A 25,131-nucleotide genomic window follows, 5' to 3' on the forward strand; every position below is an offset into this window, starting at 1 on the left:
GGGTGGTAGACGCCGTTGTCTGCCAGGGTGGCGCAGAAGAACGAACGGGCGGTACGTGGTGCGGGGCACCGCACGCACCGGTGAGTGCGTGCGGTGCCCCGTTTGTTCTTGTCCTGGTGGTTGCGGCAGCCGTCAGTAGCTGCCGCGACTCCTACAGACCAGGGTAAAGCGGGTGCTTCGCGGCGAGCGCCGAGACGCGTGCCTTGAGGGCCGTACCGTCGTACGAGGGCTTGAGCACCTCGGCGATGATGTCGGCGACCTCGCGGAAGTCCTCGGCCTGGAAGCCGCGGGTCGCGAGCGCCGGCGTACCGATCCGCAGACCCGAGGTGACCATCGGCGGGCGAGGGTCGTTCGGGACGGCGTTCCGGTTGACCGTGATGCCGACCTCGTGGAGCCGGTCCTCGGCCTGCTGGCCGTCCAGCTCCGAGTGTCGCAGGTCGACGAGGACGAGGTGGACGTCCGTGCCGCCGGACAGGACCGAGACGCCCACCTGCTTGACGTCGTCCTGGACCAGACGCTCGGCGATGATCTTCGAGCCCTCGAGGGTGCGCTGCTGGCGCTCCTTGAACTCCTCCGAGGCGGCGACCTTGAAGGAGACCGCCTTGGCCGCGATCACGTGCTCCAGCGGACCGCCCTGCTGACCCGGGAAGACCGCGGAGTTGATCTTCTTGGCCAGCTCGGCCGTGGAGAGGATCACACCGCCACGGGGGCCGCCCAGCGTCTTGTGGGTGGTCGTGGTCACGACATGGGCGTGCGGCACCGGGTTCGGGTGCAGACCGGCCGCGACCAGGCCCGCGAAGTGGGCCATGTCGACCATCAGGTACGCGCCGACCTCGTCCGCGATCCGGCGGAACGCGGCGAAGTCCAGCTGGCGCGGGTACGCGGACCAGCCGGCCACGATCAGCTTCGGCTTGGACTCCTTGGCGAGCCGCTCGACCTCGGCCATGTCGACCTGGCCGGTGGCGTCGTCCACGTGGTACGCGACCACGTTGTAGAGCTTGCCGGAGAAGTTGATCTTCATGCCATGGGTCAGGTGCCCGCCGTGGGCGAGGTTCAGACCCATGATCGTGTCGCCCGGCTTCAGCAGCGCGAACATCGCGGCGGCGTTGGCCTGGGCGCCCGAGTGCGGCTGCACATTGGCGTGCTCGGCGCCGAACAGCTCCTTGATGCGGTCGATGGCGATCTGCTCGACGACATCGACGTGCTCGCAGCCGCCGTAGTAGCGGCGGCCCGGGTAGCCCTCGGCGTACTTGTTGGTGAGGACGGAACCCTGGGCCTCCATGACCGCGACCGGAGCGAAGTTCTCCGAGGCGATCATCTCCAGGGTGGACTGCTGACGGTGGAGCTCGGCGTCGACGGCGGCGGCGACGTCCGGGTCGAGCTCATGGAGAGGGGTGTTGAGAAGCGACATCACGCGATCCCTAGGGTTTCTGGTCAGCTGGCGAAGTCGGTGTACTCGTCGGCGGAGAGCAGATCCTTCGGCTCCTCCGCGACGCGTACCTTGAACAGCCAGCCGCCCTCGAACGGGGCGGAGTTCACCAGCGACGGGTCGTCCACGACGTCCTGGTTGGCCTCGACGACCTCGCCGGTCACCGGGGAGTACAGGTCGCTGACCGACTTGGTCGACTCCAGCTCGCCGCAGGACTCGCCCGCGGTCACCGTGTCACCGACCTCCGGGAGCTGGACGTACACGACGTCGCCCAGGGCGTTCGCCGCGTGCTCCGTGATGCCGACCGTCGACACGCCGTCCTCGGCGGCCGACAGCCACTCGTGCTCCTTGCTGTAGCGCAGCTGCTGGGGGTTGCTCATGGCCTGGATTCTCCTGTACGCGGGGGAGTGCTGCTGATGGGGGCTGCTGGAGGGACTACTTCTGGCGCTTGTAGAAGGGGAGCGCCACGACCTCGTACGGCTCATGAGTACCGCGGATGTCGACTCCCACGCCCTCGGTGCCGGGCTCGGCGTGCGCCGCGTCCACATAGGCGATGGCGATCGGCTTGCCGAGGGTCGGGGACGGGGCTCCGGAGGTGACCTCGCCGATCACCTGGCCGCCCGAGACGACGGACATCCCGGCGCGCGGCACCCGGCGGCCCTCGGCGATCAGACCGACCAGCTTGCGCGGCGGGTTGGTGGCCGCACGCTCGGCGGCGGCCTCCAGGGCCGTACGGCCCACGAAGCCGCCCTCCTTCTCGAACTTCACGACCCGGCCCAGACCCGCGTCGAACGGGGTGAGCGAGGTGGTCAGCTCATGCCCGTACAGCGGCATGCCCGCCTCCAGGCGCAGTGTGTCGCGGCACGACAGGCCGCAGGGGATCAGGCCGGCGTCCTGGCCCGCGTCGGTCAGCGCCTGCCACAGCTTCTCGGCGTCGGCCGGGGCCACGAACAGCTCGAAGCCGTCCTCACCCGTGTAGCCGGTACGGGCGATCAGCGCCGGGACGCCGGCGACCGTGCCCGGCAGGCCCGCGTAGTACTTCAGCCCGTCCAGATCGGCGTCCGTGAGCGACTTCAGGATGCCGGGGGACTCGGGACCCTGGACGGCGATCAGCGCGTACGCGTCGCGGTCGTCCCGTACGGCCGCGTCGAAGCCTCCGGCGCGCTCGGTCAGGGCGTCGAGGACGATCTGCGCGTTCGAGGCGTTGGCGACGACCATGTACTCCGTCTCGCCGAGCCGGTAGACGATCAGGTCGTCGAGGATTCCGCCGTTCTCCTGGCAGATCATGGTGTAGCGGGCGCGGCCCACGGCGACGCCGCCGATGTTGCCGACCAGCGCGTAGTCCAGCAGGGCGGCGGCCTGCGGCCCGGTGACGGTGATCTCACCCATGTGGGAGAGGTCGAAAAGACCGGCCTTGGTCCGTACGGCGTTGTGCTCGTCGCGCTCACTCGCGTACCGCAGCGGCATGTCCCAGCCGGCGAAATCGGTCATGGTCGCGCCCAGTGAGCGATGCAGGGCATCGAGGGCGGTGAGACGGGGGGCGTTGCTCATGGATGGGGCTCCCAGGGCATGACTGGCGAGGACGATCCTCCCCATCTGTCATCGAAACCTGAGAGGTTCATCACGACCACACGTGGGGGAGGTCATGACTTGCACCTTGGGTGGAGCCGCAGGAGCTGCGGCCCGCTTTTCAGATCTGCCTCATCGCGCGCGGTACGGGGCCTGAGAGATTCAAGGGAGGGACTTGCTCCTTCGGCGCCCGGCACACACAGTGGCCAGGACTCTCCCGCGCGGATTCAAGCGGCCGGTATGCAGTTGGCGGGCACATCATTGCACGGGTGCTCCGATCGGCAAATCACTTGTTGGTCATTACCTTTTCTTTAAGCTTCTGGGGCAGGGTCGAAGTGACCTGACAGGGGGAGAGCGATGACGGTGCAGCGGAGCGGTGCATATCTGACCCCGGCGGGAGTGCCCGCCCGGCCGGGCGTGCCCTCGCGCGGGCTGCTGGGCGCTGCGGCGCCCGCACCCGTCGTGCGCGATCTGCGGGACCGCGCGGGGCGCACCCCGCGCAGCCTGGTCTTCGGCCCGGGAGACGTGGTGGTGATCTCCGGGCTGCCGGGCAGCGGCAAGTCCACGCTGATACGGCGCGCGGCCGAGGACGGCGGGATCGACTCACAGGACACCAGGGACCGCTGGGACCGGCGGATGCCCAGGCTGCTGCCGTACGCCGTGTACCGCCCCCTGGTACGGATCGCCCACTACGGCGGGCTCTGGCGTGCCCTGCGCTCCGGCGCGAGCGTGATCGTGCACGACTGCGGCACCCAGTCCTGGGTACGGCGCTGGCTGGCCCACGAGGCGCGCCGTCGTGGCCGTGCCCTCCATCTGGTCCTGCTCGACGTCACCCCGGACGTCGCCCGCGCGGGCCAGCGGGAGCGCGGCCGGGGAGTCTCCGGGTACGCCTTCGCCCGCCACCGCCGGGCGGTGGGCCGCCTGGTCCGCGACGCCCAGCGCGGCCGCCTGCCCGCGGGCTGCGCCTCGGCGGTCCTGCTGGACCGCGATGCGGCGCGAACGCTGCGCCGCATCGGCTTCGACGAGCCGGTCTGACCGGTGGCTCCGCCCCGGGACGCGCTGGGGCGCACCGGCTTCGAGGAACCGGCCTGTCCGGCGACCGGGACGGACACACCGGCCCTCGGCGGTACCGGGAGCCTTGGGGCTCGCCCCCAGCGGTTCCGGCCCGCACTACCGCTACCCTGCTTTCGCAGGACATCGCGGCCCGCCCGAGGGCCGGACGGGGAAGCAGGGATCGCACGTGGACACGACATGGCCCGCCAATGAGCTGGAAGAGGCGCTCGCCGCCTCCGTCGGCAACCCCGCCGCGGGTGGCCGGCTCGTCGAGGTGCTGGGCCGCAGCGCCGTGTGGGTCCCGCTGCCGAACGGCGGCGGACCGGACAGCCCCAGCCTCGATCTGCCGACCCTGGACATCGACGGCGCCCCCTACGTCCCCGTCTTCAGCTCCCAGCAGCAGTTCCTCGCCTGTGTAGGCGACCGGATCTCCGGGACCGTCGCGCCCGCGGTCGAGTTCGCGCGCGGGCTGCCCCCGCAGCTGGGCATCGCCGTGAATCCGGGAGGCGCCGTCGGCGTACCGCTGCCGCCACCGGCCGTCGCCGAGCTCTGCCGGGTCGGGCGCACCCCGCTGGACGGTCCGGCGAGCGGTGGCCGGGTCCGGCTCTTCGAGCCGGACTGGCAGGAGGAGCCGGTCGACTTCCTCGCCGCCGCGGCCGGCGAGTTCGAGGGGACCGGCGTCGTGCAGACCGCCCGGCGCGTGCTGGCCAGCGTCGAGGGCGACGCTCCGGTCCTCTTCATCGGCGTCCAGCTCTCCGCCTTCGAGGGCCCCGACCGCACCGCCCCCATGGACGCGCTGGGCCGGGCCCTCGGCCGGGTCGCCGTGAAGTGGCCGGTCAACCTGGTCCTGCTGGACATCGCCCAGGACCCGGTCGGCGACTGGATGCTCAACCGGGTCAGGCCCTTCTACACCCGGCAGTACGCATAGTCGTCAAGTTTGTGTCAGGACGGCCGCTTAAGCTGGTTTGATGACGTTGGCCGCGGCACTCCTGTGCCCAGGGCGGCGTCAGGGAACGGCGGATCGAAGAGGGGTGGGACCGAGAGTGAGCGCGTCAGGCACCGCGGCGGCCGGGCAGGCCGAGCACATGCTGCGCCAGGTGACTCCCGGACGCTACGACGCGTACGAGGCCCTGCTCCACGCCCTCGCCGAGGACCGGATCTGGATGCTCCTCTGGCACGGCCGGTCCGGCTCCCCCGACGCCCAGTACGGGAACATGGAGGTGGACGGCGAGACCTACGCCCCCTGTGTCACCTCGGCCCAGGAGCTCGCCGCCTCCGGCTGGACCAGGGCGCACGAAGTGGTCACCGGCACCGACGTCGCCCGTGCCCTCTTCCCCGATCGCTACGGCCTCTGGCTCAACCCGCATGCGCCGGGCGGCGGGGTCGGTATCCCCTGGCTCGATCTGCGCCGGATCGCCACCGGACTCGACCGGATGCCCGCAGGACCCCTGCGGCTCACCGAACCCGCCATCGAGATCCCCCAGTTCTACGCCCTGCTCACGCAGAACGCCCACCGCACCCCCGCCGTCCGCTCGCTGCGCAGAGCCTGGGTGCAGCCCGCACTCGGCGCCCCGTACCTCGCCATCGGTCTCGATCTGTACGACACGGGCCAGCAGTCCGTCGACACCGTGCGCGCCATGATGCAGCAGTCGATCGCCGCCGTCCCCGACGGCCTCCCCGTCTCCACCGTCGCGATGTCCGACGACTACGACCCGGTCACCATGTGGCTGCGGGCCAACGCCCGCCCGTTCTACGACCGCGAGGCCCACGCCGCGCCGCCGCAGCCGTCCGGATACGGCTACCCGCCCGCGCAGTTCCGCTGATCCGTATGCCCGCAGTTCTGCTGGTTCGTACGCCCTCGGTTCCGCTGATCCCTATGCCCGCAGTTCCGCTGTTCCGTACGCCCGCAGGCCACTGATCCACATGCCTGCGGGCGCCGCTGTTCCGTAAGCCCGCGGGCCCTGCTCAACAGCTCTTTGTGTCCCGGAAGTTAACCGGACGAGGTCCGATGTCCCGGATCGGACCGTTTTGGTGAGTGTCCGGGTCTCAGGTGTGCATCACCGCTATGCGGACTGTTCTCCCTGTTGGGACTCGTCTGTAGTGTTCGGCCAATCAAGACCTGACCCGGCGCATTCCAGGGGTGGACCATGCGAATATTCAAGTCCAGAGCCGTTACGGCGATAACGGCGGCCATTGCGGTCGGCCTCATCGCCACGGGTTGTTCGAGTGACCGCGGCAAGGACGGCGACAAGGGCGGCGACAAGGACACCTTTGTCTTCGGTGCCCCGGGCGACCCGGGCTCCCTGGACCCGGCCCTCGCGAGCGACGGCGAGACCTTCCGGGTCACCCGTCAGGCCTTCGAGGCGCTGCTGGAGCACGAGTCGGGCGGCAGCAAGCTCGTCGGCGGTCTCGCCGAGAAGTGGTCGAGCGACCCGTCCGGCAAGGTCTGGACGTTCAACCTGCGCAAGGGCGTGAAGTTCCACGACGGCGAGGCGTTCAACGCGGCCGCGGTCTGCGCCAACTACGACCACTGGTTCAACTGGACGGGCACGTACCAGTCGAGCGCGGTCTCGTACTACTGGCAGACCATCATGGGCGGCTTCAAGAAGAACGAGGACAAGGAAGCGCCGAAGCAGAACTACAAGTCCTGCACCGCGAAGGACGAGAACACGGCGGTCATCGAGGTCAACGAGACCTCCGCCAACCTGCCCGGCGGCTTCTCGCTCCAGGCCCTGGCGATCCACTCGCCGAAGGCGATCAAGGAGTACGAGAAGCAGCAGGCGACCGCCAAGGGCGACGCGATCACGTACCCCAAGTACAGCCAGGAGGCCGGCACGGTCGCCGGCACCGGCCCGTACAAGATCACGAAGTGGAACAAGGGCAACAAGGAAGTCTCCCTCGAGCGCTTCGACGACTACTGGGGCGAGAAGGCGAAGGTGAAGAACCTCGTCATCCGCACGATCGACACCGAGGACGGCCGTCGTCAGGCGCTGCAGGCCGGTGACATCGACGGTTACGACCTGGTCGCGCCCGCCGACATCAAGACGCTCGAGAGCGCCGGCTTCAAGGTGCCGACCCGTGACGTCTTCAACCTTCTCTACCTCGGCATGTCCCAGGAGAAGAACCCGGCGCTGAAGAAGCCCGCCGTCCGCCAGGCCATCGCGCACGCCATCGACCGCGAGAACCTCGTCAAGACCCAGCTGCCCGAGGGCGGCAAGGTCGCGACGCAGTTCATGCCCGACACGGTCGCCGGTTTCTCCGAGAACGTGACGAAGTACCCGTTCGACACGGCCAAGGCCAAGTCGCTGCTGGCCTCCGCGAAGGAGAGCAACCTCTCCATCGAGTTCTGCTACCCGACCGAGGTCACCCGCCCGTACATGCCCGCCCCGCAGGACATGTTCGAGCTGATGAAGGCCGACCTGGAGAAGGCCGGGTTCAAGGTCACCCCGAAGCCCATGAAGTGGAACCCGGACTACCTGGACGCCACCGAGGCCGGCTCCTGCGCCCTGCACATGCTCGGCTGGACCGGTGACTTCAACGACGGCTACAACTTCATCGGCACCTGGTTCGCCGAGTACGACAAGCAGTGGGGCTTCAAGGACGCCAAGGTCTTCGCCGACGTGAAGGCCGGTTCGGTCGAGGCCGACCAGACCAAGCGCACGGAGCTCTACAAGAAGGCCAACGAGACGATCATGGCGTACCTGCCGGGTCTGCCGATCTCGTCCTCGCCGCCGGCCATCGCGTTCGGCAAGAACGTCAACCCGCCGAAGGTCTCCCCGCTGACGCAGGAGAACTTCGCCGAGGTCTCCTTCAAGTAAGACACCCCAAGGGGTCCGCCCGGCCACGGAAGACCGTTGGCCGGGCGGACCCGCATCCACTCACGTTCGACACGTAAGAAAGGGGCATGCGGGGTGTTGCGACTCGTCGTACGACGACTGCTACAGCTGATACCCACCCTGCTCGGCCTGTCGGTTCTGCTGTTCCTCTGGCTGAACCGGCTGCCCGGCGGACCCGCCTCAGCGATCCTGGGCGAGCGGGCGACCGAAGCCGAAGTGGCGCGCATCAACCGGGCGCTGGGACTCGACCAGCCGCTCTACGTCCAGTACGGCCGGTTCCTCAAGCGGCTCTTCGAACTGGACCTCGGCACCTCGACCCAGACCGGTCAGCCGGTGTGGGACGAATTCGTTCTCAGATTCCCGGCCACCGTGGAGCTCAGCCTCGCGGCGATGGCCATCGCCGTCGCGGTCGGCATCCCGCTCGGCTACCTCGCCGCACGCAAGCGCGGCGGCTGGCTGGACGTGGCGTCCGTCTCCGGGTCGCTGATCGGCATCTGCATCCCGGTCTTCTTCCTCGCACTGCTCCTCAAGGGCGTCTTCTCCGTCGAGCTGGGCATCTTCCCCAGCTTCGGCCGCCAGTCCACCGGCATCGACGCGACGTCGGTGACGGGCTTCGCCGTCCTCGACGGCGTCCTCACCGGTGAGTTCGACGCCTCGTGGGACGCGATCATGCACCTGGTGCTGCCCGCGATCGCCCTCGCCTCCATCCCGCTCGCCGTCATCGTGCGCATGACCCGCGCCAGCGTGCTGGAAGTCATCGGCGAGGACTACATCCGCACCGCCGAGTCCAAGGGTCTGGAGCGGCGGGTCGTCCGCGGCCGCCACATCCTGCGCAACGCGCTGCTGCCGGTGGTCACCGCGGTCGGTCTGCTCACCGGCAGCCTGCTGTCGGGCGCGGTGCTCACCGAGTCGGTGTTCTCCTTCGGCGGTATCGGCTCCTTCATCCGTACCGCGATCGACGCCCGCGACTATCCGGTGCTCGTCGGCTTCATCATGTTCATCGCGATGGTGTACGTCCTGATCAACCTGCTGGTCGATCTCGCGTACAGCGTCATTGATCCGAGGGTGCGGGTGCACTGATGAGCCTGCAGACAACGAAGACGTCAAAGATCGACCGGCTCGCGGAACTCACCGCGAAGACCGAGTCGTCCAGCGGCGCGAGCCTGTGGCGCGAGGCGTTCCGCCGACTGCGCGGCAGCAAGATGGCCATCATCGGCGCGGTGATCATCGCGGCGTTCGTCGTGGTCGCGATCGTCGGGCCGTGGGTCGCTCCCTACGGCCCCACCGAGCAGACCTGGCGCGGTGAGGTCTTCCAGAACCAGGGCAAGTTCGTCGGCGCGCGCGCCGGGAACTGGTTCGGCCTGGACCACCTGGGCCGCGACATGTTCTCCCGGATGCTCGTCGGAGCCCGGCAGACCCTGCTCGTCGGTGTGGTCTCCATGCTCATCGGCCTGATCCTCGGCGCCCTGATCGGCGCGGTGTCGGGCGCAGCGGCCACCCTCGGCGGACGCGCGGGCCAGCGCATGGACGATGTCATCATGCGCGTCACCGACATCATGCTGGCGCTGCCCTCGCTGCTGCTGGCCGTGTCCATCGCCGCCGTGATGGGACAGTCGCTGACCACCGTGATGATCGCCGTCGGTGTGGTGCAGATCCCCATCTTCGCCCGGCTGCTGCGCGGTTCGATGCTCGCCCAGGGCGGCAGCGACTACGTGCTGGCCGCGCGCTCCCTCGGCATCCGCAAGCGGCGCATCGTGCTCACCCAGATCATGCCCAACTCGCTGAGCCCGGTGATCGTCCAGGCGACCCTCAGCCTCGCCACCGCCATCATCGAGGCCGCCGCGCTGTCCTACCTGGGTCTCGGCAATCCCGACCCGGCCGTCCCGGAGTGGGGGGTCATGCTCTCCCAGGCCCAGCGCTTCTTCGACAACGAGCCGATGATGTCCATGTATCCGGCGGTCGGCATCATCATCACCGCTCTCGGCTTCACCCTGCTCGGCGAGGCCATGCGCGAAGCCCTCGACCCGAAGCTGCGAGGTTGATGTCATGCCACTGCTCAACGTGGACGAACTCACCGTCACCTTCGGCGGACGCGGCCGCAAGGACTCCAAGGCTGTCAACGGAGTCTCCTTCTCCGTCGACGAGGGCCAGGTCGTCGGCCTGGTCGGCGAGTCGGGGTGCGGCAAGTCCGTCACCTCGCTCGCCCTGATGGGCCTGCTTCCGCGCAAGGGCGTCACCCTCGGTGGACGCGCCGACTTCGACGGCGCGGACCTGCTGTCGATGAGCCCCTCGAAGATCCGTGATCTGCGCGGCAGCAAGCTCGCGATGATCTTCCAGGACCCGCTGTCGTCGCTGAACCCGGTCGTCCCGATCGGCGTGCAGGTCACCGAGATCCTCCAGCGCCACCGGGGCCTGAAGGGCGAGGCCGCCCGCAAGGAGGCCGCGCACCTGCTCGACCGGGTCGGCATCCCCGACCCGACGCGGCGCCTCAAGGAGTACCCGCACCAGCTCTCCGGCGGAATGCGGCAGCGCGCCCTCATCGCCATGGCGGTGGCCTGCGCGCCGCGGCTGCTCATCGCCGACGAGCCGACCACCGCGCTCGACGTCACCATCCAGGCGCAGATCCTGGAGTTGCTCAAGGAGCTGGTGGACGAGGAGGGCACCGCGCTGCTGATGATCACCCATGACCTGGGTGTCGTCGCCGGGCTGTGCGACCAGGTCAACGTGCTGTACGCGGGCAAGGTCGTCGAATCGTCGGGCCGGCGCGAGCTGTTCGCGCACCCGACGCATCCGTACACGCACGGGCTGCTCGGCTCCATCCCGCGGCTCGACGCGCCGCGCGGTGAGCCGCTCAACCCCATCCGCGGGTCCATCAACGACCAGATCGCCTGGGCCGAGGGCTGTGCCTTCGCGCCACGCTGCGACCGTTACGAGATGGGCTGCCTGACCGGCACGCCCGAACTGACCGAACCACGCGAGGCCGGACACCAGGCCCGCTGCGTCAACCCGGTCCTGCCCAAAACGGAGGTCCCGGCATGAGCCTGCTCGAACTCGACGGAGTGAAGGTCCACTTCCCCGTCAAGAAGGGCATCCTCTTCGACCGTACGGTCGGCCATGTCTACGCCGTCGACGGCGTCTCGCTGTCGGTCGAGGCAGGCCAGACGTACGGCCTCGTGGGCGAGTCCGGCTGCGGCAAGACCACGCTCGGGCGGGCGGTGCTGCGCCTCGTCGACATCACCGACGGAGAGGTGGTGCTGGACGGCACGGACCTGGCGAAGCTCCCCGAGAAGGAGATGCGGTCGTTCAGGCGGCGGCTGCAGATGGTCTTCCAGGACCCGCTGGGCAGCCTGAACCCGCGGCAGAACATCGAGTCGATCCTGTCCGAGGGCATGGCCGCGCACGGGATCGGCGCGAACCAGGAGGAACGCCGGGAGAAGATCAAGGAGATCCTGGCGAAGGTGGGGCTGCCGGCGAACGCCCTGTCCCGCTACCCTCACGAGTTCTCCGGCGGACAGCGCCAGCGCATCGGGATCGCACGGGCGCTGGTGCTCGAACCGGACGTGATCATCTGCGACGAGCCGGTCTCCGCGCTGGACGTGTCCATCCAGGCGCAGGTCATCAACCTGCTGGAGGAACTCCAGGAGTCGATGGGCCTGACGTATCTCGTCATCGCCCATGACCTCGCGGTCGTACGGCACATCTCGGACGTCATCGGGGTCATGTACCTCGGCTCTTTGGTGGAGGAGGCCCCGAGCGACGCGCTGTACGCCGAGCCCAAGCACCCTTACACCAAGGCGCTGATGTCGGCCGTCCCGGTCCCCGACCCTGAGGTCGAGGACCACCGCGAGCGCATCCTGCTGCGCGGGGACCTCCCGTCCCCCGCGAACCCGCCCGCGGGTTGCCGCTTCCACACGCGCTGCCCGTGGAAGCAGGACACGCTGTGCGCCACGGAACGCCCCGAGCTGAAGGACCTCGGCTCCGGCCACAAGGTCGCGTGCCACTTCGCGGCGGAGATCGCGTCCGGCGAGATCGCGCGGACGTCGGGCGAGGTCGTCCCGGCGGTGCGCGAGGGCGTCGAGGACGCGGAGGTGGACGTCGTCGCGACGGCGGGCGCGGTCCCGGCGCCTCGCGACGAGGCGGCCCCAGACGGCTCCGGCTCCGACTCCGGGCCCGGCTCCGGCTCCGACTCCGGGCCCGGCTCCGGCTCCGGAGACTCCGACGCTTCCGGGGAGTCCGGGGATTCCGACGACTCGGGGGAGGCGTCCCAGGCGCCCGCGAAGCAGCCGAGCTGAGCCGCAGCCTGACACGCCCCCGGGGCCCGGGCCCCAGGGGCGTGCCAGGCCCCCGACGCGGAGGCGGCACAATTGGGCGGTGCTCCACGAACTGTTCACGCCCTCCGTTCAGCATGCGCTCGACCTCGTCGGGATCTTCGTCTTCGCGATCTCCGGCGCACTCCTCGCCGTACGCAAGAACTTCGACGTCTTCGGCATCGCCGTCCTCGCTGAGGCCACCGCGCTGGGCGGTGGCCTGTTCCGTGATCTGGTCATCGGAGCCGTACCACCCGCCGCGTTCACGGATCTGGGGTATTTCGTGATGCCGCTCGTCGCGGCCGCGCTCGTCTTCTTCCTGCACCCCGAGGTCGAGCGCATCCAGGGCTCGGTCAACGTCTTCGACGCCGCCGGCCTCGGCCTCTTCGCCGTCACCGGGACGACCAAGGCGTACGAGTACGGCCTGGGTCTGACCGCCTCGGCGACCCTCGGCCTCGCCACCGCCGTCGGCGGCGGTGTCCTGCGCGACATACTCGCCAACGAGGTGCCGTCGCTGCTGCGCTGGGACCGCGATCTGTATGCCGTCCCCGCCATCGTCGGAGCCACGATGGTCGTCCTCTGTATCCGTTTCGACGTGCTGAACGCGCTCACCAGCGGACTCGCCGTGGTGACCGCGTTCCTCCTCCGCCTGCTCGCGATGCGCCTCCACTGGCGCGCGCCCCGCGCCTGGAACCGCCGCTCGGCCGCCGCCGAGGAAGCGTGAGGATCCTGTGATCCAAGCCAAAGCTACCGCTTAGTAGTTTCCTGCTGTACGGTTCAGGTATGGCACAGGTGGCACAGGCAACCATCGGTAACAGCGAGTTCGACCGCGATACCGCTGTCGCTCTCCGGGACCCGGACGTACCCGGCGTCTACGACGCGGAGCTCTCCGCGGGCTGGACGATCATCAGCGCCGTCAACGGCGGCTATCTGCTGGCGCTCCTCGGCCGCGCCCTCAGCGAGGCGCTGCCGCACCCCGACCCGTTCACGGTCTCGGCGCACTACCTCAGCCCCTCGGCGCCCGGCCCCGCGGTGGTCCGCACCGAGATCATCCGCACCGGACGCACCCTCTCCACCGGTCAGGCCTCCCTCTTCCAGTACGCGGAGGACGGTACCGAGATCGAGCGCATCCGTGTCCTCGCCACGTACGGCGACCTGGACCGGCTGCCCGACGACGTCCGTACGACCGCGGCGCCGCCGGCCATCCCGCCGTACGAGCACTGCCTCGGCCCGTCCGACGGCCCCGCGGCGATCCCCGGCTCCTCCGCGATCACGGAGCGGCTGACCATCAAGCTCGACCCGGCGACCATCGGCTGGGCCGTCGGCGCGCCGTCCGGCAAGGGTGAGATGCGCGGCTGGTTCGGCCTCGCCGACGGCCGCGACGCCGATCCGCTCTCCCTTCTGCTGACGGTCGACGCGCTGCCGCCGACCTCCTTCGAGCTGGGCCTCAAGGGCTGGACCCCCACCGTGGAACTCACCACCCACATCCGCTGCCGCCCGGCGCCGGGCCCGCTGCGCGTCGCCATCACGACGCGCAATCTCGCGGGAGGCTTCCTGGAGGAGGACGCCGAGGTCTGGGACAGCGCCGACCGCCTGGTCGCCCAGTCCCGCCAACTGGCGAAGGCGCCGCTGCCGCGGAGCTGAGCCGGTGTGCCCGGGCGCGTAGGTCCTGGCGCTTCGCCGGGCGGTCGGCCGCGCCGGTCGTACCGGGTCACCGTCGAACTCGCCCTGCCCGTGCTCCCCGCGGCCGCGGTCTGCTCGCCTTCGGCGACCGTCTGGAGATCCTCGCGCCACCGGAGGCCCGCGCGGAACTGGCCGAGGTGGCGGAGGGGGTGGCCGGCCTGTACGCGAACTGACCTCCGTCCGGGCGGCGACCCGGCGGGACAAGGCTCCGCCGTCGCGGCCCGGGCGGTGCGCTTCCCCGGTCCGCACTCGGCCGTACCGCTGTACCGCCGTCCCTCGCCATGGGGCACGGCCTGGTGGCGGTTCATGGCCGGCGAAGGTCGGCCCGCCGGCCCCCGACCGGGGCGCGGACACGGACCGGATGAGCGCGGGGCCGCCGACGAGCGCGGGGATGCCGATCGGTGCGGGCGCGGTTCAGTCCGTACGGGAGCCGGTCTGTGGCCAGTGGCGGCGGCCCAGCGAGACCAGGCGCAGGCGGTTCCGGGCCGTGCGCGCGACCTGCTGCTCGTCGGGCTCGCCCGGAGAGCCGTGCGGTCCGGGCTCCTGCGCCGACAGGAACGCCGAGGCGGTCATCACCATGTGCTCGACATAGACCCCGGCCAGCATCCGCAGATCCTCCTCGCTCCAGCCCTCCGACGCCGGCTCACGCGCGAGTGCCGCCGCCACCTCTTCCGTGAAGCGGTGGAGCTGGGCCGCGATGGCCGCGCGCACCGGAGCCACCCCGCCGTGCCGCTCGCGCGCGATGAAGCGGAAGTGGGCGGGCTGCTCACGGACATGACGGGCGATGAGGTCCACGGTGCGGTCGATCCGCACCTCACTGTCGCCGGTGTCCGCGAGGATCTCGCCGATCAAGCCGTGCAGACTGCCCAGCGTCTCCTCGACCAGCGCCACGCCGAGCTCCGGCAGGTCCGCGAAATGCCGGTAGAACGCGGTCGGCGCCACCCCGACGGCCCGTGTCACCTCGCGCAGTCCGAGGCTGCTCAGGCTCTGGTGCTCCAGCAGCCCGAGGGCCGCGTCCAGGAGGGCCTGACGGGTTTTCAACTTCTGGGCCTGACGGATGCCGACGGTGTGACTCATGCCATTCAGTAAACAACCGTTCTCTGGTATTCGGAAGACTAGACTGGGGAGTCAGTTAACACTCGTACTCCGAATCAAGGGGAGGAAACGAACATGATCGCCCTCGTCGCCGCTGTCGCTTTACTGGGCATCGTCCTGGGCGCCGTGGCCCAGATCTCGCTGTCCGCGTCCACCGTGGCCGCCGCCCTCATCGGCGCCTGGCTGCTCGGGTTCGCCGTGCGTGAACGTCTCGCGCGCCGCGCGGCCCGGTGACTCCGAGGAAGGGAACCATGGAACTCGCCACCCCCGCCCGCCGGTTCACCGGAACGCGCGACGCCGACGGCATGGCCGTCGCGTCGTTCGTGCTCGGCCTGGTCGGACTGCTCGTGATGAACGCCGTGCTCGGACCCGTCGCCATCGTCCTGGCCGGCCTCGCCCTGTGGCGTGGCACCGCCCGGCGCGGACGCGCCCTGCTCGGCCTGGCTCTCGGCGTCGCCGATCTCGTCGTCCTCGTCACGCTCGTCACCGGCAGTGGCATGGTCACCTGGAACCTGGCCGGCTGACCGGCCGGGCGGTACTGGCCACCCGGGGCGGAAGCCGGCCGCCGGGCGGCTCGTAGAATCGTGTTCACCATGGCCTACCTCGACCACGCCGCGACCACTCCGATGATTCCGGAGGCGATCGAGGCGATGACTGCCCAGCTCGCCGTCACCGGCAACGCCTCGTCGTTGCACGCCGCGGGCCGGCGGGCCCGCCGTACCGTCGAGGAGGCCCGCGAGACCCTCGCCGAGGCGCTCGGGGCGCGCCCCAGCGAGGTCGTCCTCACCTCCGGCGGCACCGAAGCCGACAACCTCGCCGTGAAGGGCCTGTACTGGGCCCGCCGCGCCGCCGACCCGCGCCGCATTCGCATTCTGGCCAGCCCCGTCGAGCACCACGCCGTCCTCGACGCCGTGCACTGGCTCGGCGAGCACGAGGGCGCGAACGTCGAGTATCTGCCCGTCGACGGGTACGGACGCGTCCACCCCGAGGCGCTGCGCGAGGCCATCGAACGCGACCCGGACGATGTGGCGTTCGCCACCGTGATGTGGGCCAACAACGAGATCGGCACCGTCATGCCGGTCCGTGAACTGGCCGCGACAGCCGCGGAGTTCGGCATTCCGCTGCACTCCGACGCGGTCCAGGCCTTCGGCCAGCTCGACGTCGACTTCGGTGCGTCCGGCCTCGCCGCGATGACCGTGAGCAGCCACAAGATCGGCGGCCCCTACGGCATCGGCGCGCTGCTGCTCGGCCGTGAGTACAGCCCGGTGCCCGTCCTGCACGGCGGCGGCCAGGAGCGTCACGTACGCTCCGGGACCCTCGATGTCCCCGCCGTCGCCGCCTTCGCCGTGGCGGGGCGGCTCGCCGCCGAGCGCCGCACGGACTTCACCCGCGAGATCGGCGGACTGCGCGACAAGCTCATCGATGCCGTACGGACCTCCGTACCGGACGCGATCCTCGGCGGCGACCCCGAGAACCGGCTCCCGGCCAACGCCCATTTCACGTTCCCCGGTTGTGAGGGCGACTCGCTGCTCCTGCTCCTGGACGCGCAGGGCATCGAGTGCTCCACCGGCTCCGCGTGCACGGCCGGCATCGCCCAGCCCAGCCATGTCCTGCTCGCCACCGGCACCGACCCGGACCTGGCCCGCGGCACGCTCCGCTTCAGCCTCGGCCACACCTCCACCGAGGAGGATGTCGAGGCCGTCGCGAAGGCGATCGGCCCGGCGGTCGAGCGGGCCCGTACGGCAGGGCTCAGCTGAGAGCAGGGCTCGGCAGGCGGCAGGGCTTCTCCCGGCGGCGGAACCTGGGCGGACGACAGGGCTTCTCCCGGCGGCGGGGCCTGGGCCGACGGCAGGGCTTCCCCGCGGCGGGACTCAGCCGGCGGTCGTCGTCCTCGGCTTCGGCGGGGCGGCCGCGGCCTCCCGTACGAGTCGTATGTACCGGTTCCAGTCCCAGTGCGGACCGGGGTCGGTGTGGTCCGTGCCCGGCACCTCGACATGGCCGATGATGTGCTCCCGGTCCACCGGTATCCCGTACCGCTCGCATATCCCCGCGGTCAGCCGGGCCGACGCCGCGTACATCGCGTCCGTGAAGTCCTGCGGCCGGTCGACGAAGCCTTCGTGCTCGATGCCGATGCTCCGCTCGTTCACGTCCCGGTTACCGGCGTGGAAGGCGACGTCGAGCTCGCGGATCATCTGGGCGATGCGCCCGTCCTTGCCCACCACATAGTGCGCGGCTGCGCCGTGCCCGGGGTCCTTGAAGACCTTCAGGGCGGTCGGATAGCTGCCCTGGACGACATGGATCACGACCCGGTCGATCGTGTAGTCCGCGGGCCGGTCCGCGCGCCGCCAGTTCGCCCGGGCGGCCGCCGTCCACACCGCGCCCGCGTGGTCCAGCTCACCCTCCACGCGCTTCTTCTCCATGCCCGGCAGCCGCCACCAGAGACGACTCAGCTCGTCCCGGGCCACCACACCCGCCCCCACGAGCAGGGCTCCGCCGCTGATCAGCACGGTCCGCCGGCCGACGCCGCGCCGCCCCTCTTCGCTCCCCATGATCTCCAGAACGTCCACTCGTAGGCCTTCGGTTCCCGCCGCCCCGTACTCTGGTAGGGCTATGACTCAGACACCCCAGCGCCCCCTCCGTGTGCTCGCCGCCATGTCCGGCGGTGTGGACTCCGCTGTCGCCGCCGCCCGCGCCGCCGAAGCCGGGCACGATGTCACCGGGGTGCACCTGGCGCTCTCGGCGAACCCGCAGTCGTTCCGTACCGGCGCGCGCGGCTGCTGCACCATCGAGGACTCGCGCGACGCCCGCCGCGCCGCGGACGTCATCGGCATCCCTTTCTACGTCTGGGACCTCGCCGAGCGGTTCCGCGAGGACGTCGTGGAGGACTTCATCGCGGAGTACGAGGCGGGCCGCACCCCGAACCCGTGCTTGCGGTGCAACGAGAAGATCAAGTTCGCCGCCCTGCTGGACAAGGCCCTGGCACTGGGCTTCGACGCGGTGTGCACGGGTCACTACGCGACGGTGGTCGTACGGGACGACGGTACCCGCGAGCTGCACCGGGCCAGCGACATGGCCAAGGACCAGTCCTACGTCCTCGGCGTGCTGGACGAGAAGCAGCTCGCCCACGCGATGTTCCCGCTCGGCGACACCCTCACCACCAAGGACGAGATCCGCGCGGAGGCCGAGCGCCGCGGCCTCGCGGTGGCGAAGAAGCCCGACAGTCACGACATCTGCTTCATCGCCGACGGCGACACCCAGGGGTTCCTCGCCTCCCGCCTCGGCAAGTCGGAGGGTGACATCGTCGACGAGTCCGGCGCGAAGCTGGGCACCCACGACGGCGCGTACGGCTTCACCATCGGCCAGCGCAAGGGGCTGCGCATCGGCCACCCCGCCCCCGACGGCAAGCCGCGCTACGTCCTGGACATCTCACCCGTCAACAACACGGTGACGGTGGGCCCCGCCGAGGCCCTGGAGGTCGGCGCACTCACCGCGATCAAGCCCCGCTGGTGCGGTACGGCCCCCTCCAGCCCCGGTACGTACACGGCGCAGCTCCGCGCCCACGGCGGCGAGACCGAGGTGACGGCCGAGCTCGTCGACGGCTCGGAGCTCCGCGTCACTTTCACGGAGCCGGTCCGTGGCGTGGCGCCCGGCCAGGCGATCGTCCTGTACGACGGCACGCGTGTGGTGGGCTCGGCGACGATCGCCACGACGGCGCGGCACGCGCCGGCGGACTACGCCGCGAAGTAGTCCTCCGGCACCGGCGTCGGCACATGCGACGCCACCTCTTGGGTCTGTCCCGTCGGGGTGCGGTGCCGGCCGGGCCGTACCGCTCGACGGCCGCCGCGGCGGCGCCGGCAAGCCGCTCAAGGAGGACTTCGCCGGGGCGTTCCTCGATGACGTCGACGACGTGCTCGACCCGAGCTGCCCAACCTGCCGCCGTGAGCCGGCCGGTCCGGTCGGGCAGCAGTCCGCGGCCGCCGTGCATCAGCTCGTAGAGGCGTCCCCGCTTCAGCCTCACGTCCCGCATCCGATGGCCGAGCATTTCGTGGCCCTCGCCGAGGTCGTAACGGACCCGGCGGCTCCAGCGGGCCGTACCCGCCGGGGTCCACCCCGGGCATACCCGCCCGCCGGAACCGCTGGTGCCCTGGAGCGCGACGGTGGCGGATCACCACCACGTCACACGAGACGGTGGTCAGAGCCCTGCACGACGCCAACTGCAAACCCGGTGGGGAGAACGAACTGCTCCGCAACGAACTCGCCGTGGCCCTCTGCCGGCTCCGAGACCTCCGCCGAGGCATCGGTGCGTCCGTTGACTGAACGCATGGGCCTCGTGGGTCACGGTCAGCCTCCGTGCGCGGTGAGTGTGTAGCCCTCGGGGCCCTCGAAGGAGAACATCGGCCCGAAGGGGCTGTCCTTCATCGGGGTCAGGATCGTGACCCCGGCGGCGGTGAGCTGGTCGCGGAGCGTGTGAGCGTCCGATGTCCGGAACCACAGCGCCACGCCCAGGCCGGGCCGTGCGGCATCGGCGAGGCCGACGCCCGGGAGGAGCTCGCGGACGGCGAACGGAGTCGGCTTGGTGTCGAACACGACCGCGTGGGGCGGCGAGACGGCGGCCCGGCGCAGGCCCAGGTGCTGCTCGCAGAAGGCCGCTGCTGCGTCCACGTCGCGGACTTGCAGGGCGACGAAGTCGGGGCCGTCGATGGTGACAGTCATGGGTCTCCCTCGATCCTTCAATGTCAGAACTTTGACATGCGTCAGGCTAAAGCCGCGCCACACCTATGTCAAAATGCTGACATGATGGAGAGCATGCCGCCCGAGCCGCCCCACCCCGCGAAGGACGTCACTCAACACGTGGGATACCTGCTCAAACGCGCCCAGGCCGCCCTGCGCGGCGCCATGGACAAGGTCCTGCGCGAGCACGGACTGACCGTGCCGCAGTACGCCACTCTCGAACTCCTCGCCCTGCACCCCGGCATGTCCAACGCTGACCTCGCCCGCGCGACCTTCGTGACCCGGCAGTCCGGGAACGTCGTCCTGCGGGGCCTGCAGGAAGCGGGACTGATCACCCGCCCCGTCACCGCCGACCACGGCCGCGCCCGGCCGGCCCACCTCACCGACGAAGGCCACGCACGCCTGACCGCGGTCCAGGCCGCCGTCTACGCCGTCGAACAGCGCATGGTCGAGGCGATCCCGCCGCAGCGCATGGCGGCGCTGCTCACCGACCTCGACCGCATAGCGGCAGCCCTGGAGGAGTGACCCGCCGGCCCGGTTGCGGAGGTGGCCCTTCTGCGGCGCGGTGAGTCCCCGCCGGTCCTCGCCCGGCAGTCTCTCGGCCCACTCGGGCTCGGCCTGGACTTCTTGCGGCAGCGGGGGAGTTGATGACGGGTGACGGGACAGGGCGCTCCACGCCCCGAGTTCATCCCGTGGCGGGTTTCTGGGGTGCCTGGGCCGTGCCACATGGTCAGAGGCTGCCCGTACCGTTGCCGCATGAATATTTGCGTCTTCCTCTCCGCCGCAGACCTCGACGACCGCTACACCCGGCCCGCGCGCGAGTTCGCCGAGCTGCTCGGCAAGGGCGGACACACCCTGGTCTGGGGAGGCTCCGACGTCGGTCTGATGAAGACCGTCGCGGACGGTGTGCAGGAGGCGGGCGGACGCCTCATAGGTGTCTCGGTGGAGTTCCTGGCGGACAAGGTCAGGCCGGGCGCCGACGAGATGGTGATCGCCCGGGACCTCGCCGAGCGCAAGGCACTGCTGCTGGCCAAGTCCGATGCGGTCGTGATCATGGTCGGGGGTACGGGCACGCTGGACGAGGCGACCGAGATCCTGGAGCTGAAGAAGCACGGCAGGACGACCAAGCCGGTGGTGCTGCTCAACACGGCGGGGTTCTACGACGGCCTGAAGCAGCAGTTCCGCCGTATGGAGGACGAGGGCTTCCTGCCCCTTCCCCTCACCGACCTGGTCTTCTTCGCCGACGACGGCGTCGGGGCGCTCGCCTACCTCGAGGAGTCGGCAGGTATCCGGTAGTGCGAGCATTGCTGGCATGGCTACACATCTGATCACCGGAGCGGGCTCCGGCATCGGCGCGGCCGTCGCGCGCAGGCTGCACGAGCGAGGCGACGAGCTCGTCCTGCTGGCCCGCGACGCCGGGCGCGCCAAGGAGCTCGCCGCGGCCTATCCGGGCTCCCGCACCCTCGTCGGCGATCTCGGCACCCCCGACCGGCTCTCCTGGGCGTTCTCCCACCAGACCATGCCCGAGCGCCTCGACTCGCTGCTGCACATCGCGGGCATCGTGGACCTGGGACGGGTCGGCGATCTCACGCCGAAGACCTGGCAGGCCCAGCTCAATGTGAATCTGGTGGCGCCCGCGGAGCTGACCCGGCTGGTGCTGCCCCAACTCCGGGTGTCCCAGGGCACGGTGGTCTTCGTCAACTCCGGTGCGGGTCTCAACGCCCATGCCGAGTGGGGCGCGTACGCCGCCTCCAAGCACGGCCTCAAAGCGCTCGCCGACTCGCTGCGGCAGGAGGAGAAGGCCAACGGAGTGCGGGTCACCTCCGTCTACCCGGGCCGGACGGCCAGCCCCATGCAGGCCAAGGTGCATCAGCAGGAGGGCAAGGAGTACGACGCGTCGAAGTGGATCGATCCGGGGTCGGTCGCGACGACGATCCTGATGGCCCTGGACCTCCCGCACGACGCGGAGGTCAACGACTTGACGGTCCGGCCGGGGCGATGAGCGACTACGTCTGGGGGCCCGCGACCGGGGTCGGCTCCATGCCCGGCGGCGACGCGCGCGAGGCGGCCAGGACCGTCACCGGGTCCTTCGAGGACTTCCCGTACCTGCCCGAGCTGCCGGCCCGCGGGCCCGGCGCCGACATGATCGGGCGGACCATCGGCCTGCTCGTCGAGTTGTACGCGCACGTCGAGCCCAGCGGCTGGCGTGTGAGCGACCGGCCGGGCCGGGACACCCGGCGCGCCAGGTCCTGGCTCGGGGAGGACCTGGACGCCCTGGAGGAGTTCACCCAGGGGTACGAGGGGCCGCTGAAGGTCCAGGCCGTCGGCCCGTGGACGCTCGCGGCCGCCCTGGAGCTGAGGAACGGCGAGGCCGCCCTGGCGGACCCCGGCGCGTGCCGTGACCTCGCCGCCTCGCTCGCCGAGGGCCTGCGTACCCATCTCGCGGAGGTGCGGCGGCGTGTCCCCGGCGCCCAGGTGGTGCTGCAGTTCGACGAGCCGTCCCTCACGGCTGTCCTGCGGGGGCAGGTCAGGACCGCCAGCGGATACCGGGCCCACCGCGCGGTCGACCGGCAGATCGTCGAGAGCGCGCTGCGGGACGTGACGGGCGTCGCCGACGGGCCGGTGACCGTGCATTCCTGCGCGCCTGACGTGCCGTTCGCGCTGCTGCGCCGGGCCGGAGCCGCGGGCATCTCGTTCGATTTCGGCCTGCTCACTGAACGTGACGAGGAGGCGATCGGTGAGGCCGTGGAGGGCGGCACGAAGCTCTTCGCGGGAGTGGTGGCATCCACCGACGGTCCATTGTCAGACCCTGCCGGTAGCGTCATGGGTGTCAGGACGTTGTGGCGCAGGCTGGGGCTGAATCCGGGGACTCTCGCCGAGTCCGTGGTGGTCACCCCGTCGTGCGGGCTGGCGGGCGCTTCGCCTGCCTACGCGCGTGCGGCTCTCGCGCACTGTGTCCGGGCGGCGAGATCGCTCTCGGACAACCCTGAGTAATGGACTCAGGGCTGAGGTAACGGAGGACGAAGGTGGCTGTCGAACAGCAGGGGCCGGTGCCCGCCGAGGCACGGGAGAAGCATGCCCAGCTGGCCGAGCAGGTCGAGGAGCACCGCTTCCGGTACTACGTGAAGGACCAGCCGGTCATCAGCGACGCCGAGTTCGACAAACTGCTGCGGTCGCTGGAGGCGCTGGAGGAGGAGTATCCGGAGCTGCGCACGCCCGACTCGCCGACCCAGAAGGTCGCGGGCGCGTACGAGACGGAGCTCGCCAAGGTCGACCACCGCGAGCGGATGCTCTCGCTCGACAACGCCTTCGACGAGGCCGAGCTGGCTGCCTGGGCGGACCGCATCGCCAAAGAGGTCGGGACGTCGGAGTACCACTTCCTGTGCGAGCTGAAAGTCGACGGCCTCGCGGTCAACCTGACCTACGAGAAAGGCCGCCTGACCCGGGCAGCGACCCGTGGCGACGGCCGCACCGGCGAGGACATCACCCCGAATGTGCGGACGATCGCGGACATTCCGGACCGGCTGAGCGGTGACCGTATCCCGGATCTCGTCGAGATCCGCGGCGAGGTCTACTTCCCGATGGAGGCTTTCGAGGAGCTCAACGCACGCCGGGTGGCGTCCGGCGAGCAGCCGTACGCCAACCCCCGTAACTCCGCCTCGGGTTCGCTGCGGCAGAAGGACCCCAGGGTCACGGCGACCCTTCCGCTGCACATGGTGGTGCACGGCATCGGCGCGCGCGAGGGCCTGGAGATCGACCGGCTCTCGCAGGCGTACGAGCTGCTCCGCGAATGGGGCCTGCCGACCGCCCGGCACAACAAGGTGGTGAAATCGCTCGACGAGGTCCGCGAGTTCATCGCGTACTTCGGTGAGAACCGCCACTCCGTGGAGCACGAGATCGACGGCGTCGTCGTCAAGCTCGACGAGATCCCGCTCCAGGGCCGCCTCGGCTCGACCTCGCGGGCGCCCCGCTGGGCCATCGCGTGGAAGTACGCGCCGGAGGAGGTCAACACCAAGCTGGTCAACATCCGGGTGGGCGTGGGCCGTACGGGCCGCGTCACTCCGTACGCGCAGGTGGAGCCGGTCACGGTCGCGGGCTCCGAGGTCGAGTTCGCCACGCTGCACAACCAGGACGTGGTGAAGGCCAAAGGCGTTCTCATCGGCGACACGGTGGTGCTCCGCAAGGCCGGCGACGTCATCCCGGAGATCCTCGGGCCGGTCGTCGATCTGCGGGACGGCAGCGAGCAGGAGTTCGTGATGCCGGCCGAGTGCCCCGAGTGCGGCACGGGGCTGCGGCCCATGAAGGAGGGCGACATCGACCTCCGCTGCCCCAACGCCCGTACCTGCCCGGCCCAGTTGCGTGAGCGTCTCTTCTATCTCGCGGGCCGCAAGTGCCTGGACATCGAGGCGTTCGGCTATGTGGCGGCCGCGGCGCTGACCAAGCCGCTGGAGCCCGCCGACCCGCCACTGGTGGACGAGGGCGGTCTGTTCGATCTGACCGTCGACCAGCTGCTGCCCATCAAGGCGTATGTGCTCGACCAGGACAGCGGACTGCCCAAGCGTGACCCCAAGACCGGCGAGGAGAAGATCGTCACGGTCTTCGCCAACCAACAGGGCGAGCCGAAGAAGAACACCCTGACGATGCTGGAGAACGTCGCTGCGGCCAAGGAGCGCCCGCTCGCCCGCATCATCACCGGCCTCTCCATCCGTCATGTCGGACCGGTGGCGGCCGAGGCCCTCGCCCGCGAGTTCCGGTCCATCGAACGGATCGAACAGGCCACGGAGGAGGAGCTGGCAGCCGTCGAGGGCGTCGGGCCGACCATCGCGGCCTCGCTCAAGCAGTGGTTCGAGGAGGACTGGCACCGGGAGATCCTGCGCAAGTGGCGGGCTGCGGGAGTCCGGATGGAGCAGGAGGGCGCCGGAGAGGACGAAGGGCCGCGACCGCTGGAAGGCCTCACCGTCGTTGTCACCGGAACGCTCCAGAACCACACGCGGGATGGCGCAAAAGAAGCGCTTCAGAGCCTCGGCGCGAAAGTGACGGGTTCCGTTTCGAAGAAGACCGGATTCGTGGTGGTGGGTGACAACCCCGGTTCGAAGTACGACAAGGCCATGCAGCTGAAGGTGCCTGTACTGGACGAGGAAGGCTTCGCTGTCCTGCTTGAACAGGGCCCGGAGGCTGCTCGCGACGCTGCGGTTCCGGTCACCGAATAGCACGAATGCGCGAGCTGAACTCCCAACGAGGGTCACCCGTTTGGCGCATACCAGATGGATAAGGGTGGCTGGGCCGCATTCGGGCAAGAGCTGTAGAGCGCTGCCCGTCAGAGCCATCTGCGGCCTACTGTTGAGGTGTGCGCCTGTCGTGCCTGCCTGCGTGGTGAGGTTCCAGCCGTGTTGGCATGACAGCAGAGGCCACCGCGTGGCATCGGCAC

The 25,131-nt window shown here is 70.1% G+C and carries 25 protein-coding genes, 1 pseudogene and 1 riboswitch; of the genes and pseudogenes, 19 read left to right on the forward strand and 7 right to left on the reverse strand.

Features of this window, described 5'->3' with window-relative positions:
* Positions 1-151 precede the first annotated feature (151 nt).
* Genes glyA through gcvT form a run of 3 tightly spaced genes read right to left on the reverse strand, consistent with a single transcriptional unit; the run spans position 152 to position 2,980 of the window.
* A complete protein-coding gene (glyA, locus tag AC0699_RS16775; protein ID WP_478660544.1) occupies positions 152-1,411 on the reverse strand; it encodes a serine hydroxymethyltransferase in 1,260 nt (419 codons plus the stop codon).
* Positions 1,412-1,434: 23 nt separating this feature from the next.
* Entirely contained in the window at positions 1,435-1,809 is a 375-nt protein-coding gene (gcvH, locus tag AC0699_RS16780; protein WP_385411919.1) for a glycine cleavage system protein GcvH, read from the reverse strand.
* 55 nt (positions 1,810-1,864) lie between these two features.
* Positions 1,865-2,980, reverse strand: coding sequence for a glycine cleavage system aminomethyltransferase GcvT (gcvT, locus tag AC0699_RS16785; RefSeq protein ID WP_478660547.1), 1,116 nt, complete (start codon positions 2,978-2,980; stop codon positions 1,865-1,867).
* A gap of 150 nt (positions 2,981-3,130) precedes the next feature.
* Positions 3,131-3,228, reverse strand: a riboswitch (glycine riboswitch).
* A 127-nt stretch (positions 3,229-3,355) separates the two neighbouring features.
* On the opposite strand from gcvT, the gene AC0699_RS16790 reads away from it, so the two are divergent.
* The 10 genes from AC0699_RS16790 to AC0699_RS16835 all read left to right on the forward strand — a co-directional run bounded on the left by AC0699_RS16790 (position 3,356) and on the right by AC0699_RS16835 (position 13,838).
* On the forward strand, positions 3,356-4,033 hold the full coding sequence (locus AC0699_RS16790; RefSeq protein ID WP_478660549.1) for an AAA family ATPase: 678 nt from the start codon (positions 3,356-3,358) through the stop codon (positions 4,031-4,033).
* 205 nt (positions 4,034-4,238) lie between these two features.
* Positions 4,239-4,979, forward strand: a complete 741-nt coding sequence (locus AC0699_RS16795) for an enhanced serine sensitivity protein SseB (RefSeq protein ID WP_478660551.1) — start codon at positions 4,239-4,241, stop codon at positions 4,977-4,979.
* A gap of 115 nt (positions 4,980-5,094) precedes the next feature.
* Positions 5,095-5,874 (forward strand): enhanced serine sensitivity protein SseB C-terminal domain-containing protein, encoded by a 780-nt coding sequence (locus tag AC0699_RS16800; RefSeq protein WP_478660554.1) that lies wholly within the window; start codon positions 5,095-5,097, stop codon positions 5,872-5,874.
* Between the two features lie 324 nt (positions 5,875-6,198).
* Entirely contained in the window at positions 6,199-7,869 is a 1,671-nt protein-coding gene (locus AC0699_RS16805; RefSeq protein ID WP_478660556.1) for an ABC transporter substrate-binding protein, read from the forward strand.
* A 93-nt stretch (positions 7,870-7,962) separates the two neighbouring features.
* Positions 7,963-8,967 (forward strand): ABC transporter permease, encoded by a 1,005-nt coding sequence (locus AC0699_RS16810; protein WP_478660558.1) that lies wholly within the window; start codon positions 7,963-7,965, stop codon positions 8,965-8,967.
* The gene (locus tag AC0699_RS16815) at positions 8,967-9,929 is read left to right on the forward strand and encodes an ABC transporter permease (protein ID WP_478660560.1); all 963 of its coding nucleotides are present in this window, start codon (positions 8,967-8,969) and stop codon (positions 9,927-9,929) included. The genes AC0699_RS16810 and AC0699_RS16815 overlap by 1 nt, the downstream gene beginning before the upstream one ends.
* 4 nt (positions 9,930-9,933) lie before the next feature.
* Positions 9,934-10,926, forward strand: coding sequence for an ABC transporter ATP-binding protein (locus AC0699_RS16820; RefSeq protein ID WP_453668440.1), 993 nt, complete (start codon positions 9,934-9,936; stop codon positions 10,924-10,926).
* Positions 10,923-12,179 carry an ABC transporter ATP-binding protein gene (locus AC0699_RS16825; protein WP_478660563.1) on the forward strand — a complete coding sequence of 419 codons (1,257 nt, stop codon included), beginning with the start codon at positions 10,923-10,925 and terminating at the stop codon, positions 12,177-12,179. The genes AC0699_RS16820 and AC0699_RS16825 overlap by 4 nt, the downstream gene beginning before the upstream one ends.
* Positions 12,180-12,258: 79 nt before the next feature.
* Positions 12,259-12,918, forward strand: coding sequence for a trimeric intracellular cation channel family protein (locus AC0699_RS16830; protein ID WP_478660566.1), 660 nt, complete (start codon positions 12,259-12,261; stop codon positions 12,916-12,918).
* 59 nt (positions 12,919-12,977) lie between these two features.
* Positions 12,978-13,838: a thioesterase family protein gene (locus tag AC0699_RS16835; RefSeq protein WP_478660568.1), complete on the forward strand. Its 861-nt coding sequence runs from the start codon at positions 12,978-12,980 to the stop codon at positions 13,836-13,838.
* A gap of 453 nt (positions 13,839-14,291) precedes the next feature.
* Here the strand turns inward: AC0699_RS16835 and AC0699_RS16840 are convergent, their stop codons facing one another.
* Positions 14,292-14,954 (reverse strand): TetR family transcriptional regulator, encoded by a 663-nt coding sequence (locus AC0699_RS16840; RefSeq protein ID WP_478660570.1) that lies wholly within the window; start codon positions 14,952-14,954, stop codon positions 14,292-14,294.
* A gap of 93 nt (positions 14,955-15,047) precedes the next feature.
* Between AC0699_RS16840 and AC0699_RS16845 the strand changes: the two genes are divergently transcribed.
* The 3 genes from AC0699_RS16845 to AC0699_RS16855 all read left to right on the forward strand — a co-directional run bounded on the left by AC0699_RS16845 (position 15,048) and on the right by AC0699_RS16855 (position 16,729).
* Complete coding sequence (locus AC0699_RS16845; protein ID WP_478660573.1) at positions 15,048-15,206, forward strand: hypothetical protein; 159 nt, start codon at positions 15,048-15,050, stop codon at positions 15,204-15,206.
* Positions 15,207-15,223: 17 nt separating this feature from the next.
* A complete protein-coding gene (locus tag AC0699_RS16850; protein ID WP_453660870.1) occupies positions 15,224-15,496 on the forward strand; it encodes a DUF4190 domain-containing protein in 273 nt (90 codons plus the stop codon).
* A gap of 69 nt (positions 15,497-15,565) precedes the next feature.
* A complete protein-coding gene (locus tag AC0699_RS16855) occupies positions 15,566-16,729 on the forward strand; it encodes a cysteine desulfurase family protein (RefSeq protein ID WP_478660576.1) in 1,164 nt (387 codons plus the stop codon).
* A 114-nt stretch (positions 16,730-16,843) separates the two neighbouring features.
* Here AC0699_RS16855 and AC0699_RS16860 read toward each other — a convergent pair whose 3' ends face one another.
* The gene (locus AC0699_RS16860) at positions 16,844-17,521 is read right to left on the reverse strand and encodes an N-acetylmuramoyl-L-alanine amidase (protein WP_478660578.1); all 678 of its coding nucleotides are present in this window, start codon (positions 17,519-17,521) and stop codon (positions 16,844-16,846) included.
* A gap of 61 nt (positions 17,522-17,582) precedes the next feature.
* Between AC0699_RS16860 and mnmA the strand changes: the two genes are divergently transcribed.
* Entirely contained in the window at positions 17,583-18,719 is a 1,137-nt protein-coding gene (gene mnmA, locus AC0699_RS16865; RefSeq protein ID WP_478660580.1) for a tRNA 2-thiouridine(34) synthase MnmA, read from the forward strand.
* Positions 18,720-18,813: 94 nt separating this feature from the next.
* Here the strand turns inward: mnmA and AC0699_RS16870 are convergent.
* A pseudogene (locus AC0699_RS16870) lies at positions 18,814-19,044 on the reverse strand (FAD-dependent oxidoreductase); the annotation flags it as partial.
* A gap of 269 nt (positions 19,045-19,313) precedes the next feature.
* Complete coding sequence (locus AC0699_RS16875; RefSeq protein WP_478660582.1) at positions 19,314-19,685, reverse strand: VOC family protein; 372 nt, start codon at positions 19,683-19,685, stop codon at positions 19,314-19,316.
* 81 nt (positions 19,686-19,766) lie between these two features.
* On the opposite strand from AC0699_RS16875, the gene AC0699_RS16880 reads away from it, so the two are divergent.
* The 5 genes from AC0699_RS16880 (at position 19,767) to ligA (ending at position 24,913) form a co-directional block, all read left to right on the forward strand.
* Complete coding sequence (locus AC0699_RS16880) at positions 19,767-20,228, forward strand: MarR family winged helix-turn-helix transcriptional regulator (protein ID WP_478660584.1); 462 nt, start codon at positions 19,767-19,769, stop codon at positions 20,226-20,228.
* Between the two features lie 231 nt (positions 20,229-20,459).
* Complete coding sequence (locus AC0699_RS16885; protein WP_478660586.1) at positions 20,460-20,999, forward strand: LOG family protein; 540 nt, start codon at positions 20,460-20,462, stop codon at positions 20,997-20,999.
* 16 nt (positions 21,000-21,015) lie between these two features.
* On the forward strand, positions 21,016-21,705 hold the full coding sequence (locus AC0699_RS16890) for an SDR family oxidoreductase (protein WP_478660588.1): 690 nt from the start codon (positions 21,016-21,018) through the stop codon (positions 21,703-21,705).
* Complete coding sequence (locus AC0699_RS16895; protein ID WP_478660590.1) at positions 21,702-22,697, forward strand: methionine synthase; 996 nt, start codon at positions 21,702-21,704, stop codon at positions 22,695-22,697. The genes AC0699_RS16890 and AC0699_RS16895 overlap by 4 nt, the downstream gene beginning before the upstream one ends.
* Positions 22,698-22,729: 32 nt before the next feature.
* Entirely contained in the window at positions 22,730-24,913 is a 2,184-nt protein-coding gene (ligA, locus tag AC0699_RS16900) for an NAD-dependent DNA ligase LigA (RefSeq protein WP_478660593.1), read from the forward strand.
* Positions 24,914-25,131: the final 218 nt, after the last annotated feature.

It is taken from the genome of Streptomyces sp. NPDC043870 (assembly GCF_056435785.1).

What these genes read in the sequence shown, in the direction of transcription:
- glyA (WP_478660544.1), bottom strand. Translation starts at nt 1,411, where the DNA reads ATGTCGCTTCTCAACACCCCTCTCCATGAGCTCGACCCGGACGTCGCC.
- gcvH (WP_385411919.1), bottom strand. Translation starts at nt 1,809, where the DNA reads ATGAGCAACCCCCAGCAGCTGCGCTACAGCAAGGAGCACGAGTGGCTG.
- gcvT (WP_478660547.1), bottom strand. Translation starts at nt 2,980, where the DNA reads ATGAGCAACGCCCCCCGTCTCACCGCCCTCGATGCCCTGCATCGCTCA.
- AC0699_RS16790 (WP_478660549.1), top strand. Translation starts at nt 3,356, where the DNA reads ATGACGGTGCAGCGGAGCGGTGCATATCTGACCCCGGCGGGAGTGCCC.
- AC0699_RS16805 (WP_478660556.1), top strand. Translation starts at nt 6,199, where the DNA reads ATGCGAATATTCAAGTCCAGAGCCGTTACGGCGATAACGGCGGCCATT.
- AC0699_RS16815 (WP_478660560.1), top strand. Translation starts at nt 8,967, where the DNA reads ATGAGCCTGCAGACAACGAAGACGTCAAAGATCGACCGGCTCGCGGAA.
- AC0699_RS16820 (WP_453668440.1), top strand. Translation starts at nt 9,934, where the DNA reads ATGCCACTGCTCAACGTGGACGAACTCACCGTCACCTTCGGCGGACGC.
- AC0699_RS16825 (WP_478660563.1), top strand. Translation starts at nt 10,923, where the DNA reads ATGAGCCTGCTCGAACTCGACGGAGTGAAGGTCCACTTCCCCGTCAAG.
- AC0699_RS16835 (WP_478660568.1), top strand. Translation starts at nt 12,978, where the DNA reads ATGGCACAGGTGGCACAGGCAACCATCGGTAACAGCGAGTTCGACCGC.
- AC0699_RS16840 (WP_478660570.1), bottom strand. Translation starts at nt 14,954, where the DNA reads ATGAGTCACACCGTCGGCATCCGTCAGGCCCAGAAGTTGAAAACCCGT.
- AC0699_RS16845 (WP_478660573.1), top strand. Translation starts at nt 15,048, where the DNA reads ATGATCGCCCTCGTCGCCGCTGTCGCTTTACTGGGCATCGTCCTGGGC.
- AC0699_RS16850 (WP_453660870.1), top strand. Translation starts at nt 15,224, where the DNA reads ATGGAACTCGCCACCCCCGCCCGCCGGTTCACCGGAACGCGCGACGCC.
- AC0699_RS16855 (WP_478660576.1), top strand. Translation starts at nt 15,566, where the DNA reads ATGGCCTACCTCGACCACGCCGCGACCACTCCGATGATTCCGGAGGCG.
- AC0699_RS16860 (WP_478660578.1), bottom strand. Translation starts at nt 17,521, where the DNA reads ATGGGGAGCGAAGAGGGGCGGCGCGGCGTCGGCCGGCGGACCGTGCTG.
- mnmA (WP_478660580.1), top strand. Translation starts at nt 17,583, where the DNA reads ATGACTCAGACACCCCAGCGCCCCCTCCGTGTGCTCGCCGCCATGTCC.
- AC0699_RS16875 (WP_478660582.1), bottom strand. Translation starts at nt 19,685, where the DNA reads ATGACTGTCACCATCGACGGCCCCGACTTCGTCGCCCTGCAAGTCCGC.
- AC0699_RS16880 (WP_478660584.1), top strand. Translation starts at nt 19,767, where the DNA reads ATGATGGAGAGCATGCCGCCCGAGCCGCCCCACCCCGCGAAGGACGTC.
- AC0699_RS16885 (WP_478660586.1), top strand. Translation starts at nt 20,460, where the DNA reads ATGAATATTTGCGTCTTCCTCTCCGCCGCAGACCTCGACGACCGCTAC.
- AC0699_RS16890 (WP_478660588.1), top strand. Translation starts at nt 21,016, where the DNA reads ATGGCTACACATCTGATCACCGGAGCGGGCTCCGGCATCGGCGCGGCC.
- AC0699_RS16895 (WP_478660590.1), top strand. Translation starts at nt 21,702, where the DNA reads ATGAGCGACTACGTCTGGGGGCCCGCGACCGGGGTCGGCTCCATGCCC.